This window comes from Crossiella sp. CA198 (assembly GCF_052078295.1).
Lineage (GTDB): Bacteria > Actinomycetota > Actinomycetes > Mycobacteriales > Pseudonocardiaceae > Crossiella.
Genome location: NZ_JBQJIM010000021.1, coordinates 1 through 15356, shown reverse-complemented (window position 1 = coordinate 15356; position 15356 = coordinate 1). Strand labels below are relative to the sequence as shown.

At 69.4% G+C, this 15356-nt stretch carries 13 protein-coding genes; all 13 read left to right on the top strand.

Features of this window, described 5'->3' with window-relative positions; translation table 11 throughout:
- Window positions 1-17: 17 nt before the first annotated feature.
- The 13 genes from ACTOWY_RS31455 to ACTOWY_RS31395 all read left to right on the top strand — a co-directional run bounded on the left by ACTOWY_RS31455 (window position 18) and on the right by ACTOWY_RS31395 (window position 15082).
- On the top strand, window positions 18-1100 hold the full coding sequence (locus ACTOWY_RS31455; protein ID WP_185002958.1) for an ABC transporter substrate-binding protein: 1083 nt from the start codon (window positions 18-20) through the stop codon (window positions 1098-1100).
- Window positions 1057-2646, top strand: a complete 1590-nt coding sequence (locus ACTOWY_RS31450) for a sugar ABC transporter ATP-binding protein (RefSeq protein ID WP_441313235.1) — start codon at window positions 1057-1059, stop codon at window positions 2644-2646. Before ACTOWY_RS31455 ends, ACTOWY_RS31450 begins: the two co-directional genes overlap by 44 nt.
- Window positions 2643-3608, top strand: a complete 966-nt coding sequence (locus ACTOWY_RS31445) for an ABC transporter permease (protein ID WP_247758497.1) — start codon at window positions 2643-2645, stop codon at window positions 3606-3608. Before ACTOWY_RS31450 ends, ACTOWY_RS31445 begins: the two co-directional genes overlap by 4 nt.
- Window positions 3605-4606: an ABC transporter permease gene (locus ACTOWY_RS31440; protein WP_247758498.1), complete on the top strand. Its 1002-nt coding sequence runs from the start codon at window positions 3605-3607 to the stop codon at window positions 4604-4606. Before ACTOWY_RS31445 ends, ACTOWY_RS31440 begins: the two co-directional genes overlap by 4 nt.
- Before the next feature lie 94 nt (window positions 4607-4700).
- Window positions 4701-5126 (top strand): hypothetical protein, encoded by a 426-nt coding sequence (locus ACTOWY_RS31435; protein WP_441313234.1) that lies wholly within the window; start codon window positions 4701-4703, stop codon window positions 5124-5126.
- A gap of 568 nt (window positions 5127-5694) precedes the next feature.
- Window positions 5695-7728 (top strand): Agd3-related carbohydrate-binding protein, encoded by a 2034-nt coding sequence (locus tag ACTOWY_RS31430; RefSeq protein WP_441313233.1) that lies wholly within the window; start codon window positions 5695-5697, stop codon window positions 7726-7728.
- Window positions 7729-7733: 5 nt separating this feature from the next.
- Window positions 7734-9182: a GT4 family glycosyltransferase PelF gene (gene pelF, locus ACTOWY_RS31425; protein WP_441313232.1), complete on the top strand. Its 1449-nt coding sequence runs from the start codon at window positions 7734-7736 to the stop codon at window positions 9180-9182.
- Entirely contained in the window at window positions 9179-10636 is a 1458-nt protein-coding gene (locus tag ACTOWY_RS31420) for a hypothetical protein (RefSeq protein ID WP_441313231.1), read from the top strand. Before pelF ends, ACTOWY_RS31420 begins: the two co-directional genes overlap by 4 nt.
- 33 nt (window positions 10637-10669) lie before the next feature.
- On the top strand, window positions 10670-11665 hold the full coding sequence (locus ACTOWY_RS31415) for an SDR family NAD(P)-dependent oxidoreductase (RefSeq protein ID WP_441313230.1): 996 nt from the start codon (window positions 10670-10672) through the stop codon (window positions 11663-11665).
- A 32-nt stretch (window positions 11666-11697) separates the two neighbouring features.
- A complete protein-coding gene (locus ACTOWY_RS31410; RefSeq protein WP_441313229.1) occupies window positions 11698-12444 on the top strand; it encodes a sugar phosphate nucleotidyltransferase in 747 nt (248 codons plus the stop codon).
- Window positions 12445-12552: 108 nt separating this feature from the next.
- Window positions 12553-13470, top strand: coding sequence for an NAD-dependent epimerase/dehydratase family protein (locus ACTOWY_RS31405; protein WP_441313228.1), 918 nt, complete (start codon window positions 12553-12555; stop codon window positions 13468-13470).
- On the top strand, window positions 13467-14180 hold the full coding sequence (locus ACTOWY_RS31400; protein WP_441313227.1) for a spherulation-specific family 4 protein: 714 nt from the start codon (window positions 13467-13469) through the stop codon (window positions 14178-14180). Before ACTOWY_RS31405 ends, ACTOWY_RS31400 begins: the two co-directional genes overlap by 4 nt.
- Window positions 14156-15082, top strand: coding sequence for an endo alpha-1,4 polygalactosaminidase (locus ACTOWY_RS31395; RefSeq protein WP_441313226.1), 927 nt, complete (start codon window positions 14156-14158; stop codon window positions 15080-15082). Before ACTOWY_RS31400 ends, ACTOWY_RS31395 begins: the two co-directional genes overlap by 25 nt.
- The last annotated feature ends 274 nt before the right edge of the window (window positions 15083-15356 follow it).

Genomic DNA, 15356 nt, shown 5'->3' with positions numbered 1-15356 from the left:
CCACGAAGGAGTGGACAATGACTGCTTTGCAGGTTCGATCCCTCAAGTCCGGCGCGGTGCTCGCCGCGGCGGCCGCACTGGTGCTGGCCGGCTGCGCGAACCCGGAGAACTCCGGCAACCCCGGCGCCACCAGTGGCGGTGGTGAGCAGGTGACCAAGTCGGCGCAGCCGGACGGCGGAACCACCTGCAAGATCGACGCCTATGGCACGCCGAAGATCGACCTGAAGAACGCGATCGTCGGCTTCTCCCAGTCGGAGAAGGAGGCGAACCCGTTCCGCATCGCCGAAACCGCCTCGATCAAGGCGGAGGCGGCGAAGGTCGGGGTCAAGCAGCTGCTGACCACCAACTCCAACTCCGACCTCGGCAAGCAGATCTCGGACATCCAGTCCATGCTCGCCCAGGGCGCCCAGCTGCTGATCGTGGCGCCGCTGAACTCCGACGGCCTGGAGCCCGCCCTGCGTGCCGCGCGGGAGAAGAAGGTCCCGGTGCTCACCGTGGACCGCAAGCTCAACGCCGCCAAGCCGTGCGTGGACTACCTGGCCTTCATCGGCTCGGACTTCGTCGACCAGGGCAAGCGCGCCGGTGAGTCGATGATCAAGGTGACCGGCGGCAGTGCCAAGGTGGCCATCCTGCTGGGCTCCTCCGGCAACAACGTCACCACCGACCGCACCAACGGTTTCAAGGACGCGGTCAAGGGCACCGCGGGCATCACCGTGGTGGCCGAGCAGACCGGCGACTTCTCCAGGGAGAAGGGCCAGACCGTCACCGAGCAGCTGCTGCAGTCCAAGCCGGAGATCAACGCGATCTACGCGGAGAACGACGAGATGGCGCTCGGCGCGATCACCGCGGTCCGCGCGGCAGGCAAGACCCCCGGCAAGGATATCAAGATCATCTCGGTGGACGGCACCCGGAACGCGGTGCAGGCCATCGTGGACGGCAACGTCAACGGCGTGATCGAGTCCAACCCGCGGTTCGGCCCGCTGGCCTTCGCCACCATCCAGAAGTACTTGGCGGGCGAGGCGATCCCGGAGAAGATCATCATCTCGGACAAGGCCTATGACGAGGCCAACGCCAAGGCAGAGGTCAACGGTGCCTACTGAGCACACCCCCGCTCCGGCCCCGGCCGTCCTTGCGGCGGCCGGGGTCGGCAAGCACTTCGCCGGTGTGCACGCGCTGCGCGAGGTCGACTTCACCCTGCGGGCCGGCCAGGTGCACGCGCTGGTCGGGGAGAACGGCGCGGGCAAGTCGACCCTGATCAAGGTGCTCACCGGGGTGTACCGCCCCGACGGCGGGGAGATCCGCTTCCGCGGCGAGCCGGTCAGCTTCGACCGCCCGGCCGCCGCCCAGGAGGCGGGTATCTCCACGGTGTACCAGGAGGTCAACCTGGTCCCGTCGATGTCGGTGGCGCACAACCTCTTCCTCGGCCGGGAACCACGCGGGCGCTTCGGCACGGTGGACTTCGGCCGGATGCGCCGGGAGTCCGCGACCCTGCTGGCCGAACTGGGCATCCCGGTCGACCCGCGCCGCGAGCTGAGTTCGCTCGGCCTTGGCGTGCAGCAGATGGTGGCCATCGCGCGCGCGGTGCAGACCGAGGCGCGGGTGGTCATCATGGACGAGCCGACCTCCTCGCTGGAGCCACGCGAGGTGGAGACGCTCTTCGAGGTCGTGCGCAAGCTGCACGAGCGCGAGGTCTCGGTGGTCTACGTCAGCCACCGGATGGAAGAGCTGTACACCATCTGCGACTCGGTCACCGTGCTGCGCGACGGCCGCACCGTCCACAGTGGACCGATGGCCGGACTCAGCAGGCTGGAACTGGTCGCGCTGATGCTGGGCCGGGAGGTGGCCGAGGTGCGCCGCGAGGGCACCACCGCCTTCTCCGAGAGCCACACCGGCGCGGACGAGGCGAAGCCGCCGGTGTTGCGGGCCAAGGGTTTGCGCAAGCGCGCGGTGCTCACCGGGGTGGATGTGACCGTGCAGCCGGGCGAGGTGGTCGGCCTGGCCGGCCTGCTCGGCTCCGGCCGCACCGAGACGGTGACCGCGCTGGCCGGGTTGCTGCCGCTGGACGGCGGTGAGATCTCGGTGGCTGGCAAGCCGTTGAAGGGCGGTTCGACCGCCGCGGCGATCCGCGCGGGCATGGTGCTGGTGCCGGAGGACCGCAAGGCCGAGGGCATCATCCCGCACCTGTCCGTGCGGGAGAACATCGTGCTGGCCGCGCTGCCCAGGCTGTCCAAGGCCGGGATCACCTCGCGGGCCCGGCAGGACAAGGTCGTCGACATCTTCATGAAACGCCTGCGGATCAAGGCGTCCAGCCCGGAACAGCGGGTCAGCGAACTCTCCGGCGGCAACCAGCAGAAGGTGATGCTGGCCCGCTGGCTCGCGGTGGAACCCAAGGTGCTGCTGCTGGACGAGCCGACCCGCGGCATCGACGTCGGCGCCAAGGCCGAGGTGCAGTCCCTGATCGAGGAACTCGCCGAGCAGGGCCTGGGCATCGTGATGGTCTCCAGCGAGCTGGACGAGCTGGTCGCGGGCGCGGACCGGGTGGTGGTGCTGCGCGAGGGCGGTTCGGTGGCCGAACTGCGCGGGGACGAGGTCACCGCGGACGGCGTGCTCAACGCGCTGGCCGAGGCCAGGGAGGAAAGCTCATGACAACGGCCACCGCCACCGCGGCCCCGCAGCGGGCCAGCGCGGTCGGCATCATCCGGGACTACGGCGTGTACTTCGCGCTGGGCCTGCTGTTCCTGGTGAACCTGGTGCTCACGGACAACTTCCTCACCGCGGACAACCTGCGCACCCAGGCCGTGCAGATGGTGCCCACGCTGATCATCGCGCTCGGCATGGCGCTGGTGATCGGCACCAAGGGCGTCGACCTGTCGGTCGGCTCGGTGATGGCCATCACCAGCGCGCTGCTGCCGCTCTACCTGGGCTACGGCGCCGGACTGTCGGTGGGCGTGTGCCTGCTGGCCGGTGCGGCGGCCGGGCTGGTCAGCGGCTACCTGGTGGCTTTTGTCGGCGTACAGCCCATTGTGGCCACGCTGGCGCTGCTGGTCGGCGGCCGCGGGCTGGCGCTGGTGATCGCGGGCGGGCAGCTCAAGGACATCCGCAACCCGGAACTGCGCGAGCTGGGCTCGGGTTCGGTGCTGGGCGTGCCGTACACGGTGCTGATCGCCGCGCTGCTGGCGGTGCTGGTCGGCCTGCTGGTGGCCAGGACCACCTTCGGGCGGCAGCTGGTCGCGGTGGGCGGCAACCCGAAGGCGGCCGCGTTCGCCGGGCTGCCGGTCAAGCGGGTGCTGCTGACGGTGTACGTGATCAGCGGCGTGCTGGCCGCGATCGCCGGGGTGCTGGCCACCTCGCGGCTGGCCGCGAGCGACCCTTCCCGGCTGGGCGAGCTGATCGAACTGGCCGCGATCACCGCGGTGGTGGTCGGCGGCACCCCGTTGACCGGTGGCCGGGTGCGCATCCTGGGCACGGTGGCCGGGGCGGCGCTGATGCAGCTCATCACGGCCACGCTGATCAAGAACGATGTGTCGGCCTCGCTGGCGCAGATGGCCCAGGCACTGATCATCGCGGCCGCGGTGCTGGTGCAGCGTGAAGGGAACGGTTCGAGATGACCACGGCTCCCGCGACCGCCGCGCCCGCCGAGGCGAACCGCCGCGGCCAGCAGGTCGCCCAGCTCGTCCAGCGGCACGGCGCGCTGATCGTGCTCGTAGTCCTGCTCGCCGTCGGCGGCCTGGCCTTCGACACCTTCCTGACCGCCTACAACCTGGGCAACCTGGCCGTGCAGGCCAGTTTCCTGGCGGTGATCGCGCTGGGCATGACCATGGTGATCATCACCGGCGGCATCGACCTGTCGGTGGGTTCGGTCTACGCCCTCTCCGGCGTGCTGGCCGCCTACGGCGCCCGCGAATGGGGCCTGCTGGGCGCGTTCGCGCTGCCACTGGCGGTGGCCGCCACCATCGGCCTGGCGCACGGCCTGCTGGTCGGCAAGGCCAGGATGGCCCCCTTCATCGTCACCCTGGGCGGCCTGCTCTTCGCCAGGGGCCTGCTCCAGTTCCTCACCGCCGAGGGCAGCCAGACCTACCTGGTCCCGCAGACCGAGACCGCGTTCCTGGAACTCGGCCAGGGCAGACTGCTCGGCCTCGGCATCCCGGTGCTGATCGTGCTGGTGCTCTACCTGCTGGGCGGCCTGGTGCTGCAGCGAACCCGGTTCGGCATGCGCCTGTTCGCCATCGGCGGCAGCGAGGACGCCTCCTCGCTGATGGGCCTGCCGGTGGCCCGCACCAAGGTCAGCGTGTACGTGATCTCCGCCGTGCTGGCCGGCCTGGCAGGCATCCTCTCCGCCGCCCAGCTCGGCTCCGGCGTCACCGTGATCGGCGTCGGCCTGGAACTGGACGCGATCGCCGCGGTGGTCATCGGCGGCACCCTCCTGGTAGGCGGCGCGGGCTCGGTCGGCGGCACGCTGGCCGGGGTGGCGCTGCTGTTCGTGATCCGGGACGTGATCAACCAGGTCGGCGGCTTCGACTCCAGCATGCAGCTGGTGGTCAGCGGCGGGTTCCTGGTCGTGGTGGTGGTGCTGCAGACGCTGCTCTCCAGGGCCAAACGCCGGTAAAGACAGTCAAGTCCCCGAACGGCCCGAGTCACCCGGCTCGGGCCGTTCGGCGTTCCGGCCCCCGGACCAGGCTCTCCGGCGCTACTCTCGCGCCGTGCAGGAGCGCCCAGCCCCGGTCGCGGGGATGACGATCAGCATTCGCAGCCGCCGCGACGTGGTCATCATGGACCCGGAACGGTTCCTGGCGGCTGCCCGGCAGGCGTGCCGGGAGCTGCACCCGGAGGCCACCGAGGCACAGCTCGACGCGGCGACCACCGACGTCTACGACGCCGTGCAGCTGCTGCTCGACCGGCACAGCCAGCTCATCCCGGTCGAGGACGGCGCGGGGTCCACGCCGGAAATCGGCCGTGGCGCACCACTTCCCGGCATCCGGATCAAGGACCGCCCGGACGGCCTCTCCCCCGCGGGCTGGATGCAGGCGGTGGTGGTCGAGGAGTCAATGCCGTTGCAGGACTACGGCTGTTTCCTGCCGGCGGACCCGTTCGCGCTGCCGAAGGACGCACCCGGCAACGAGGATTGACGCGTCACCCGGACGGCCCGGTCCACCCGACCCGAGCCGTTCGTAGTGTGGTCGTACCGAATTCGGGGGATATACCTTGTGACAGTCTCTGTCATGTCAACGATTGCGTACTGAGTGCGTGTTGCATGATGTCCGGTTTAGGATTTTCCACCTGAAGAAATCTTCAGGTAGTCCTCGTCATATCAAGTATGCCGGTATACCAATCAGTAGCCCCATAGACCCCTTTTATCCAGCTCAGCGCAACTTTGGTCGCACCATACGGACAAATAGGCGACGAAAGACACACTGCTGCCAAATGGGCTAAGCAGGTCAGCGTTCGGCCTATTTTGGGTAACAAAACCGCTGCTCATGTCACAGTTCTTGCCTTGTCAAGGGCCTAAAGGGCGGCCGTGGATGCGGTTTTTCACGCATGACACATCTGTTATCAGCGAGGCCGGGCTGGACACGTAACGGAAACTTGTGCCTAGCGATGAATTTTAGCGGAGTCGCAATTGGCGGCACTTCCTTTCACCAAGCACGTGTGGTCACGGACACGTGCATGAACGGGGTTTTCGTGAGATCTCTGCGTGTGCTTCGCCCTGTCCTGCTACGGGCCGCGGCCGCCACCGCGTTCGTGCTGACGATCAGCATGACCCCGGTGGCCTCGGCCGCGGACACACCTACCCGGATCGACCTCAACGTCCTCGTCGTCACCGATGGCGGTTCCTCCGCCGAGGCCATCCGCTCCGCTCTGGTCAACGAGGGTGTGCCCAGCACCGTCATCCGGCTCGCCGACGCCCAGCGACCGGTGCTCACCGCCGCGTTCCTCGCCGACACCGTCAACTCCACCCGCCGGGCCAAGTTCCAGGCCGTGGTGCTGCCCAACGAGGCGCCCGCCGGGCTCGCCCAGGCCGAACTGGACGCGCTGGCCGCCTACCAGACCAGTTTCGGGATCCGCCAGGTCAACGCCTTCACCTACCCCAGCGCGCGGGTGGGCATGAACACCCCGCACTACGCCGGGCAGCTCGACGGCACCACCACCCAGCTCACCGCGACGGCGCTGGGCGGGGCCTTCCGCAACCTGCGTGGGCCGGTGCCGGTGGAGAACGGCGACCCCGCGGTGTGGGAGGCATACGGCTACCTCACCAACCCGCTGCCCGACGATCCCGCCGCCGGCACCAGCTTCCAGCCCTTCCTGACCGGCGTCTCCCCAGACGGCAGCCAGCAGGGCGTGCTGGCCGGGGTGCTCAAGCAGGGCGCCCGCGAGCAGCTCACCTTCAACTTCGCCTACAACGCCGAGCAGACCCAGTTCAAGATCCTCCAGCACGGGCTGATCAGCTGGCTCACCAAGGGGATCCACTTCGGGCACCACCGCTCGTATTTGAGCGTGCACATCGACGACGTCTTCGACGGCGACGCGCGCTGGGACACCGTGCACAACTGCACCCCCGGCGACATCGACTGCCAGGGCGAGGTGCCTGAGCTGCCCGCGATCCGGATGACGCCCGCCGATGTCACCAAGGTCGTGCAGTGGCAGCAGCAGCACAACTTCAAGCTGGACATGTACTTCAACGCCTTCGGCAGCGACGAGGTCATCGCCGCCCAGGGCTCGGACCCGCTGACCACCGCGCTGCTGCAGAACAAGGGCCAGTTCCGCTGGGCCAACCACACCTACTCGCACAAGTTCCTCGGCTGCGTGCAGGACACCAGCGTGGTGCCGTGGAAGTGCGCGACCAACCCCGACGGCACGGTGAAGTGGCTGCCGCAGGCCGAGATCGTCACCGAGATCAACAAGAACCACCAGTGGGGCGTGAACAAGGGCCTGGCGTTGCAGCGCAACGAGATGCTCGCCGGTGAGCACTCGGGCACCAAGATCCTGCCGCAGCAGGGCCAGGACAACCCGAACTTCGTCGCCGCGCTGCGCCAGACCGGCGTGACCTGGATCGGCCTGGACGCCTCCCGCGAACCCGGGCTGCGTCAGGTGGGCACCGCCCAGGGCGTGCCGCGCTACCCGATCTCGGTGTACTACAACGTGGGCTCCCGCGCGGAGATGACCGACGAGTACAACTGGATCTACACCTCCCGGGCCAACGGCGGCTCCGGCATCTGCGAGGACAACCCGCACACCACCACCTGCATCCAGCCGTTGGGCGCCAACGGGTTCGACTCCTACATCGTGCCCACCCAGGTCCGGCTCGGCATGCGTTTCATCCTGGGCAACGACGCCCGCCCGCAGTACGCGCACCAGTCCAACATCGCCGAGGACCGGCTGCTCTACCCGATGGTCGAGGGCATGCTGGCCGGCTACCGCACCGCCTTCGCCGCCAACGCGCCGATCGTGAACCCGCGGCTGTCCGAGGCGGGCACCGTGATGCAGCGGCAGAACAACTGGCGCGCCCAGGTCGCGGCGGGCAAGGTCTCCGGCTACATCCTCAACGGCCGCGTGCACACCTCCGCACCCAGCGGGGTCGACGTGCCGATCACGGTTCCGGAGGGCACCCGCACCCCCGGCATGCTCGGCGGCCTGATCCAGGGTCCGTTGTGGGGCCAGGTCTACGCCGGTGAGCGCTCGGACTGGCGGCGCAGCAACGGCAGCGCCTTCACCCTCGTGCTGCCGGCCTGACTCCGATGGACGTCGCGCTGATGACCGAGGGCACCTACCCGCACAGTTTCGGCGGGGTGAGCGTGTGGTGCGACCAGCTCGTGCGCGGGCTGCCGCAACACAACTTCCACCTCCTGGCGCTGGTCTCCACCGGTGCGGAGCCCACCGCCTGGGAACTGCCGGAGAACGTGGCCTCGCTGACGCTGATCCCGTTGTGGGGCGCGGAACACCACGGCCGCCGGCCAGGCCGCAAGGCCCTGCGCGGCTTCGGTGAACTGTTCCGCGAGTTCCTGGCCACCCTCACGGTGGCCGGGCTGCCGGACAAGGAGGCGCGCTTCACCACGGTGCTGCGCGGCCTGTTCGAGTACGCCCAGCTCGCGGACCTCTCGGCCAGCCTGCGCGATGAGGACGCGGTGCGAGCCATGATGGAGGCCTGGCGGGACTGGCCGGAGAACCTGGGCAAGCCGCCGACCGTGGCCGACGCGGTGACCGCGGTCGAGCTGCTGGAGCACTCGCTCCGGCCGCTCGCCGCGCCACCGATCCTCGCCGATGTCTCGCACTGCGTGGCCAACGGGCTGGCCGCGCTGCCCGCGCTCACCGCGAACTGGTGCCACCAGACCCCGTTGCTGCTCACCGAGCACGGGATCTACCTGCGGGAGCGCTACCTGGGCTACCGCAACTCGCCCTACCGGCACCCGGTCAAGGCACTGCACCTGGCCTTCTTCCGGCAGGTGTGCGAACTGGCCTACCGCACCGCGGCGCTGGTCGCGCCCGGCAACATCTACAACAAGCGCTGGGAGGAACGGCTGGGCACCGACTCCGCCCTCATCCGCACCGTCTACAACGGCGTCGACCCGGCGGACTTCCCCGCGGTCGAGGCCGAACCCGAGGCGCCCACGCTGAGCTGGGCAGGCCGGGTCGACCCGATCAAGGACCTGGAAACGTTGATCAAGGCGTTCGCGCTGGTGCGCAAGGAGGTGCCGGACGTGCGGCTGCGGCTGTTCGGCGGCACCCCCAAGGGCGGCGAGGGCTATGCCAACCGCTGCAAGGAACTCGCGAACAGTCTCGGCGTCGGCGACAGCGTGGTGTTCGAAGGCCGGGTGGAGGACATCCGGGACGCCTATGTGGCCGGGCACGTGGTGGTGCTCTCCAGCATCTCCGAGGGCTTCCCCTACACCCTGATCGAGGCGATGACGGTGGGCAGGGCCTGTGTGGCCACCGATGTCGGCGGGGTGCCGGAAGCCGTGGGCGACACCGGGATCGTGGTGCCGCCCCGGGATCCGGCCGCCATGGCCAAGGCCTGTGTCGAACTGCTGGCCGACCGGGATCTGCGGCACGCGATGGCCGCCGCGGCCCGGCACCGGGCCCTGGAGTTGTTCACCGTGGACAAGGCGGTCGGCACCTTCGACGAGCTGTACACCGGGCTCGGCGTGGTCACCGGGCAGGCCAGGCGACTCCGGGCGGTCGCGTCATGAGCGCGGGCACGGTGCCCGAGCTAGAACCGCTCGGGGTGCTCGGCGGGCCGGAGACGCTGCCGGATGTGCGCACCCTGGACATCCCGCCGCGGCTGCGTGAACTGGCCCACCGGTTCGAGTCCTTGTGCGCCAACGCCGTCGACCCCCTGGAGGTCGCCGCCGGGCTGGAGGCCGACGGGCTCTCCGACCAGGCGGTCAAGGCTCGCTACGGCTGCCCGGACGTCTTCGCGCTGGCCGAGGAGCTGTTCCGGCTGGTGCCCAGGGCGCCTGCCGAACCGGCCCCGCTGCCCGAGGTGTGGGCAGCCAACCCGAAACTGCATTTGCTGCGCGGGGTGCTCTTCGCCCTGCCCGGCCTGGGTTACACCGCGGCCACCCCGCTGCTGGTGCAACCGGCCGCGCTGGCGGTCCTGGTCGGCTCGCTGGTGCTGTCCTGGACGATGAGCCAGGGCCTGTCCTACCTCGGTTACGTCCGGCTCGGCCTCGGCCGCGCGGACGCCGCCTACTCGGTGCTGCGCGCCGGGTTGTTCGTCTGCGGCGCCCTGGTGGCACTGGCCTCGGCCGGACTCGCCTGGCTCAGTGACGCGGGCTGGTCCGTGCTGGCCCTGGGCATCGGCCAGGGCATCTACCTACTGGCCGCCACCGTGCTGCTGGTGCGTGGCGCGGAACTGTTGCTGCTGCTGGCCTTGGCGCCCGCGGTGCTGGCCGGTGGCCTGCATCTGCTGGGCGGGCACCGGTTCCTGCCGCACTGGGCCGAACTGCTCGGCCTGATCGGCTCGGTGCTGCTCACCGTCGGTTTCGCGGTGTGGCGCACCCGGACCGGGAAACCGGTGCGGGCCAAGGCGAGGCCGAACTGGAACGAACTGCGCAACGCGCTGCCGCACGCGCTGTTCGGGCTGTGCGCGGCCGGACTGCTCGCGCTGCCCGTGGTGTGGGCGGTGCTGCCCTCCGCGCCGGACATTCCCGGTGCCGCGCTGGCCGCGCTGCCGGTGTCGCTGAGCATGGGCTTCGCCGAATGGTGCCTGTTCGGCTACCGCAGGCGGATGGGCCGCTTGCTGCGGGAGAGCACCACGCTGGCCAGCTTCGCGCTGCGCTCGCGGTTCGTGCTCACCGGGGTGCTGACCCGCTACCTCATCGCCGCGGCCGCGCTGTGCGCCGTGGTGCTGTTCACCGTGCCAGGGGCCATCCCCGCCGCGGTCCCCACCTACACCGCCTACCTCGCCCTCGGTGGCGCGCTCTTCCTGGCCCTGCTGGTGCAGGCGCTGGGGCTCAACACCATCGCCCTGATCGCCTGCGGCGCGGCCCTGGCCGTGGAGGTCGCCTTCACCCTCACCGGTGGGGCGCTGCGCTGGCCGCTGGGCACGGTGTGGGTGCAGCTCGCCGTCGGGCTCTGCCTGCTCTTCGTTCTCTACTGCCACGCGGCGCTCTCGCTCGGCAGCGCGGTCCGCCACCACTAAAACCTGAAGTCCCCCAGCAGAAAGAGGAACACCGTGTCCAACGTCGTCGCTGTCACCGGCGCCGAGGGCTTCATCGGCTCCCACCTGGTCGAGCGCCTGGTCGCGCACGGCCACCGGGTGCGCGCGATGGTGCTCTACAACTCCTTCGGCTCCTGGGGCTGGCTGGACTCGCTGCCCGCCGAGGTCATGGCCCAGGTCGACGTGGTCCTGGGCGATGTCCGCGACCAGGCCAGCGCCCGCGAGCTGGTGGAGGGCGCCGAGGCCGTCTACCACCTGGCCGCGCTGATCGCGATCCCCTACTCCTACCGGGCGCCGCGGTCCTATGTGGACACCAACGTGATCGGCACGCTGAACATCCTGGACGCGGTCCGTGCCGAGCAGACCCCGCGCCTGGTGCACACCTCCACCAGCGAGACCTACGGCACCGCGCTGACCGTGCCGATCAGCGAGGCGCACCCGCTGCAGGGCCAGTCCCCCTACGCCGCCTCGAAAATCGGCGCGGACAAGCTGGTCGAGTCCTACCACCTCAGCTTCGACGTGCCCGCGGTGACGCTCCGGCCGTTCAACACCTTCGGGCCGCGCCAGTCCGCCCGCGCGGTGATCCCGACCGTGGTGAGCCAGCTCGCCGCCGGGGCCACCGAGCTGAAGCTGGGCGCGCTGGACCCGACCAGGGACTTCCTCTACGTCAAGGACACCGCCGCGGCCTTCCACACCCTGGGCGCCGCGCCCGCCTCGGCCGTGGTCGGCGAACTGTTCAACGCGGGCACCGGCGAGGAGGTCTCGGTGGGGCAGCTCGCCGCGGACATCGCCAGGGTGATGGGCGTGCAGGCCGACATCACCGAGGACGCCCAGCGGATCCGGCCGAAGAACTCCGAGGTGCAGCGACTGGTGTGCGATGCGGCGAAGCTGCGCGAGCGCACCGGCTGGGCACCGGCGTACAGCAGGGACGAGGGCCTGGCCGAGACCATCGACTGGTTCCGGGAACCGGCCAACCTCGCGCACTACAAGCCCGGCATCTACACCCAGTGACCAACCACGGCAACGCCAAACAAGGGGCAACGATGCACGCGATCATCCTGGCCGGCGGCAAGGGCGTCCGACTGCGTCCTTACACGACCTGCCTGCCCAAACCGCTGGTCCCGATCGGCGACGAGTTCTCCATCCTGGACATCGTGATGACCCAGCTGGCACACAGCGGTTTCCGCAGCGCCACCCTGGCCATCGGATACCTGGGCGACCTGATCCGCTCCTATGTCGGCGACGGCAGCAAATGGGGTATGGCGGTGGACTACGCGGAGGAGGAGAACCCGCTGGGCACCATCGGCCCGGTGGTGCAGCTGCTCGACTCGCTGCCCGAGCACTTCCTGGTGATGAACGGGGATGTGCTCACCGACCTGGACTACGGCGCGCTGCTGGCCAAGCACAGCAGCGAGAACGCGCCGCTGACCGTGGCCACCTACGAGCGCCAGGTGAAGATCGACTTCGGCGTGCTGACCTCGACGGACGGCAAGATCGTCGAGTTCACCGAGAAGCCGACCCTGGACTACCGGGTCAGCATGGGCGTCTACGGGGTCAGCCGGGAGGCGCTGCGCGGCTACACGCCGGGTCTGCCGCTCGGTTTCGACGAGCTGGTGCTGGACCTGCTCAAGACCGACACCCCGCCCAACTCCTATGAGTTCAACGGCTACTGGCTCGACATCGGCCGCCCGGACGACTACGACCGGGCCAACGCCGAATTCCCGGTGCTGCGGCACAGTTTGCTCAAGGACACCCCGCTGCAGCACCCGCCGCTGAAGGCCTCGGCCTGATGTAACGGTTTCGAGTGACGACAGACCCGCCGTCCGCCGTCACCACCACTGTCCACAATGTCCATCCACAATAGACAGACAACAAACCATGATCGTGAGGAGAACGCAGTGCCCCGCGTGTTGTTGCTCGGCGCGACCGGCTTCATCGGCCGGCACGTCCTCCACCGGCTCATCCAGCGCGGTGACCTGGAGGTCGTGACGGCCGCACGCGGGGCGCTGCCCTCCTCGCCATGGCACGTCAGGATCGACCTGACGGCCGAAGGATCTGGTGCTATCGGCGGATTGCTCGCGCAGACCGCCCCCGATGTCGTCGTCAACTGTGCCGGCCTGGTCGGCGGGGATCCCGCCGATCTGGCCGCGGCCAACATTGATCTGCCTGCCGCGCTGGTCCGGGCCGCCCTGTGCGGACCCGAACGAGTGCGTCTGGTGCATCTCGGTTCGGCTGCGGAATACGGCAGAGTGGTGACGGGCGAGCCGGTCACCGAGCAGACTCCGACCAGACCGGTCGGTGTCTACGGGATCACCAAGCTGGCCGCGTCACGGTTGGTCTGCCTTGCCCGCGTGGCAGGCCTGGATGCCGTGGTACTGCGGGTGTTCAACCCGATCGGCCCCGGTTCACCGCCCGGCAACGTCGCCGGCGCGCTGGCCAAGGAGCTGCTTCGGGCCCAAGCGGAGGGCGACGAGGTCCGGCTCGGCCCGCTCTCCGCGGTGCGGGACTTCATCGACGTCCGGGACGTCGCCGAGGCAGTGCATGCCGCGGCTTTCGCGCCGGTCATTGATGAGCCCGTGCTCAATGTCGGCAGTGGAGAGGGCATCACAGTGGGCGAGCTGGCCAAGGCGCTCACCGGGATAGCCGGCTACACCGGCCCGATCGGGCAGGCTGACACAGGTTCCGCGCGATCGGCGGCGGTGCCCTGGCAGCAGGCCGAGATCAGTGCGATCGGGAAGGCCCTCGACTGGCGGCCCGCCATCGACTTGGCCACCTCGCTATCGGACCTCTGGCAGGAGGCGCAATGCCGCACATGACCTTGGAACCGGACCGCGGGCTACTCGCGGTTCCGGCCTACTTCCACCCCTCGGCCGCCCCGGCCGACTGGCAGACGCTGGTGAACGCCGCCGACTACCTGCGCATGGTGATCCTCAACATCGACAGCGGACCAGGGCTGGCGAAAGAGATCATGTTCAGCGCCGTGGTGCAGCGGCTCAAGCTGGCTGGCATCCCGGTGATGGGCTACGTGGACACCGGATACGGGCGCTGCTCGCGGGAGCTGGTGCAACGCCAGATCGCCCGCTACCACGCCTGGTACCGGGTGGACGGGGTGTTCTTCGACCAGGTCTCGGCCGACGCCGAGCACCTGCCGCAGTACCGCAGCCTGGCCGCGGCCGCCCGCGGCATGGGCGCGCGCACGGTGGTGTTCAACCACGGCGTCTACCCGGCCTACGGGTACGCCAAACTGGCCGATCTGCTGGTGACCTTCGAGGGCAGGCTGCGCGAGCACGAGAACCTCAAGGTACCGGCCTGGGCCTACGGCATGCCCGCGCAACGGTTCTGCCACCTGGTCTACGGCACCCCGCGCGCGGACACCGAACGGACGTTGCAGCGCGCCTCACGGTTCAACGCGGGCGCGGTGTACGTGACCGACCTGGACGGAGCGAACCCGTGGCGACGACTGGCGGGGCATTTCAACCGGCAAACGCTTGCCGTGGGCCGGTGCGGCCCACGACGGGTCTCCTAGCCCTGTCGCTGGCTGCCTTGCTGGCGGTCAGCGGCTGCACGCACGGCAACGCCGCCGAGGACGAGGCCACCTCCTCCCCCTCGGCGGTCGAGGCCACCTCGACCGAACCCCCGCCCAGCAGCACGGGGACCCCGGCTCCTCCACCGTCGGAGCCGGGGTCCACCCCGCCGCCCCCACCACCGGCGTCGAAGCAACCGGCCGCCAAGGACCGCTGGCGCCCGGCGCCCGGGGTGACCTGGCAGTGGCAGCTCACCGTGCCGGTGGACACCTCGGTCAAGGCTGATGTGTATGACATCGACGCGATGGAGAACAGTCGCGAGGTGGTGCAGGCGTTGCAGGCCAAGGGCAGCAAGGTGATCTGCTACGTCAACGCGGGCGCCAGCGAGGACTATCGCGCGGATGCGGGCCGGTTGCGCAGTGCGACCGGCAAGGAGAACGGCTGGCCCGGCGAGCGCTGGCTGGACGTGCGGAAGCTGGACGTGCTGCTGCCGGTGATGGCCGACCGGTTCCAGGTGTGCCGGGACAAGGGTTTCGACGGCATCGAGGCTGATCTGGTGGACGCCTACACCCACGACACCGGGCATTCGATCTCGGTCGAGGACCAGCTGACCTACAACCGGGCACTGGCCAAACTGGCGCACGGCAAGGGCTTGTCCATCGGCCTGAAGAACGCGCTCGGGCTGATCCCGCAACTGGTGGCGGAGTTCGACTTCGCGGTCAACGAGCAGTGCGCCGAGTACGACGAATGCGACAAACTGTCACCGTTCATCAAGGCAGGCAAAGCCGTCCTGCACGCCGAGTACGACCTGGACAACGCCAAGTTCTGCCCCACCACCCGCCGCCTCAACCTCAGCTCCATCCGCAAAAACCTCAAACTAGACGCCCCCCGCTGGCCCTGCTAACCCCCACCACCGGCGTGTTGGCCGTTGTGGACGCCGAGTTGGCCGTTGCGGACGCCGAGTTGGCCGTTGTTGTACGCCACGTTGGCCGTTGTGGGACGGCGGCGGGTCGGGGCGGAGGGGTGAAACCCCCACGACGAGGGTTCTCGTGTGTTCTCCGTACGGCCTGGAGCATGCAGACCACACCCCGATGAGTGGCCCCTGCAACACAATCCGCCGCCGAACCCACCCAAGGTGACGGGGGCCGCTCATCGGGGTGTGGTTGGCTGGCGGAAGG

Coding starts and splice junctions, on each gene's coding strand:
- ACTOWY_RS31455 (WP_185002958.1), top strand. CDS start 18: ATGACTGCTTTGCAGGTTCGATCCCTCAAGTCCGGCGCGGTGCTCGCC.
- ACTOWY_RS31450 (WP_441313235.1), top strand. CDS start 1,057: ATGACGAGGCCAACGCCAAGGCAGAGGTCAACGGTGCCTACTGAGCAC.
- ACTOWY_RS31445 (WP_247758497.1), top strand. CDS start 2,643: ATGACAACGGCCACCGCCACCGCGGCCCCGCAGCGGGCCAGCGCGGTC.
- ACTOWY_RS31440 (WP_247758498.1), top strand. CDS start 3,605: ATGACCACGGCTCCCGCGACCGCCGCGCCCGCCGAGGCGAACCGCCGC.
- pelF (WP_441313232.1), top strand. CDS start 7,734: ATGGACGTCGCGCTGATGACCGAGGGCACCTACCCGCACAGTTTCGGC.
- ACTOWY_RS31420 (WP_441313231.1), top strand. CDS start 9,179: ATGAGCGCGGGCACGGTGCCCGAGCTAGAACCGCTCGGGGTGCTCGGC.
- ACTOWY_RS31410 (WP_441313229.1), top strand. CDS start 11,698: ATGCACGCGATCATCCTGGCCGGCGGCAAGGGCGTCCGACTGCGTCCT.
- ACTOWY_RS31400 (WP_441313227.1), top strand. CDS start 13,467: ATGACCTTGGAACCGGACCGCGGGCTACTCGCGGTTCCGGCCTACTTC.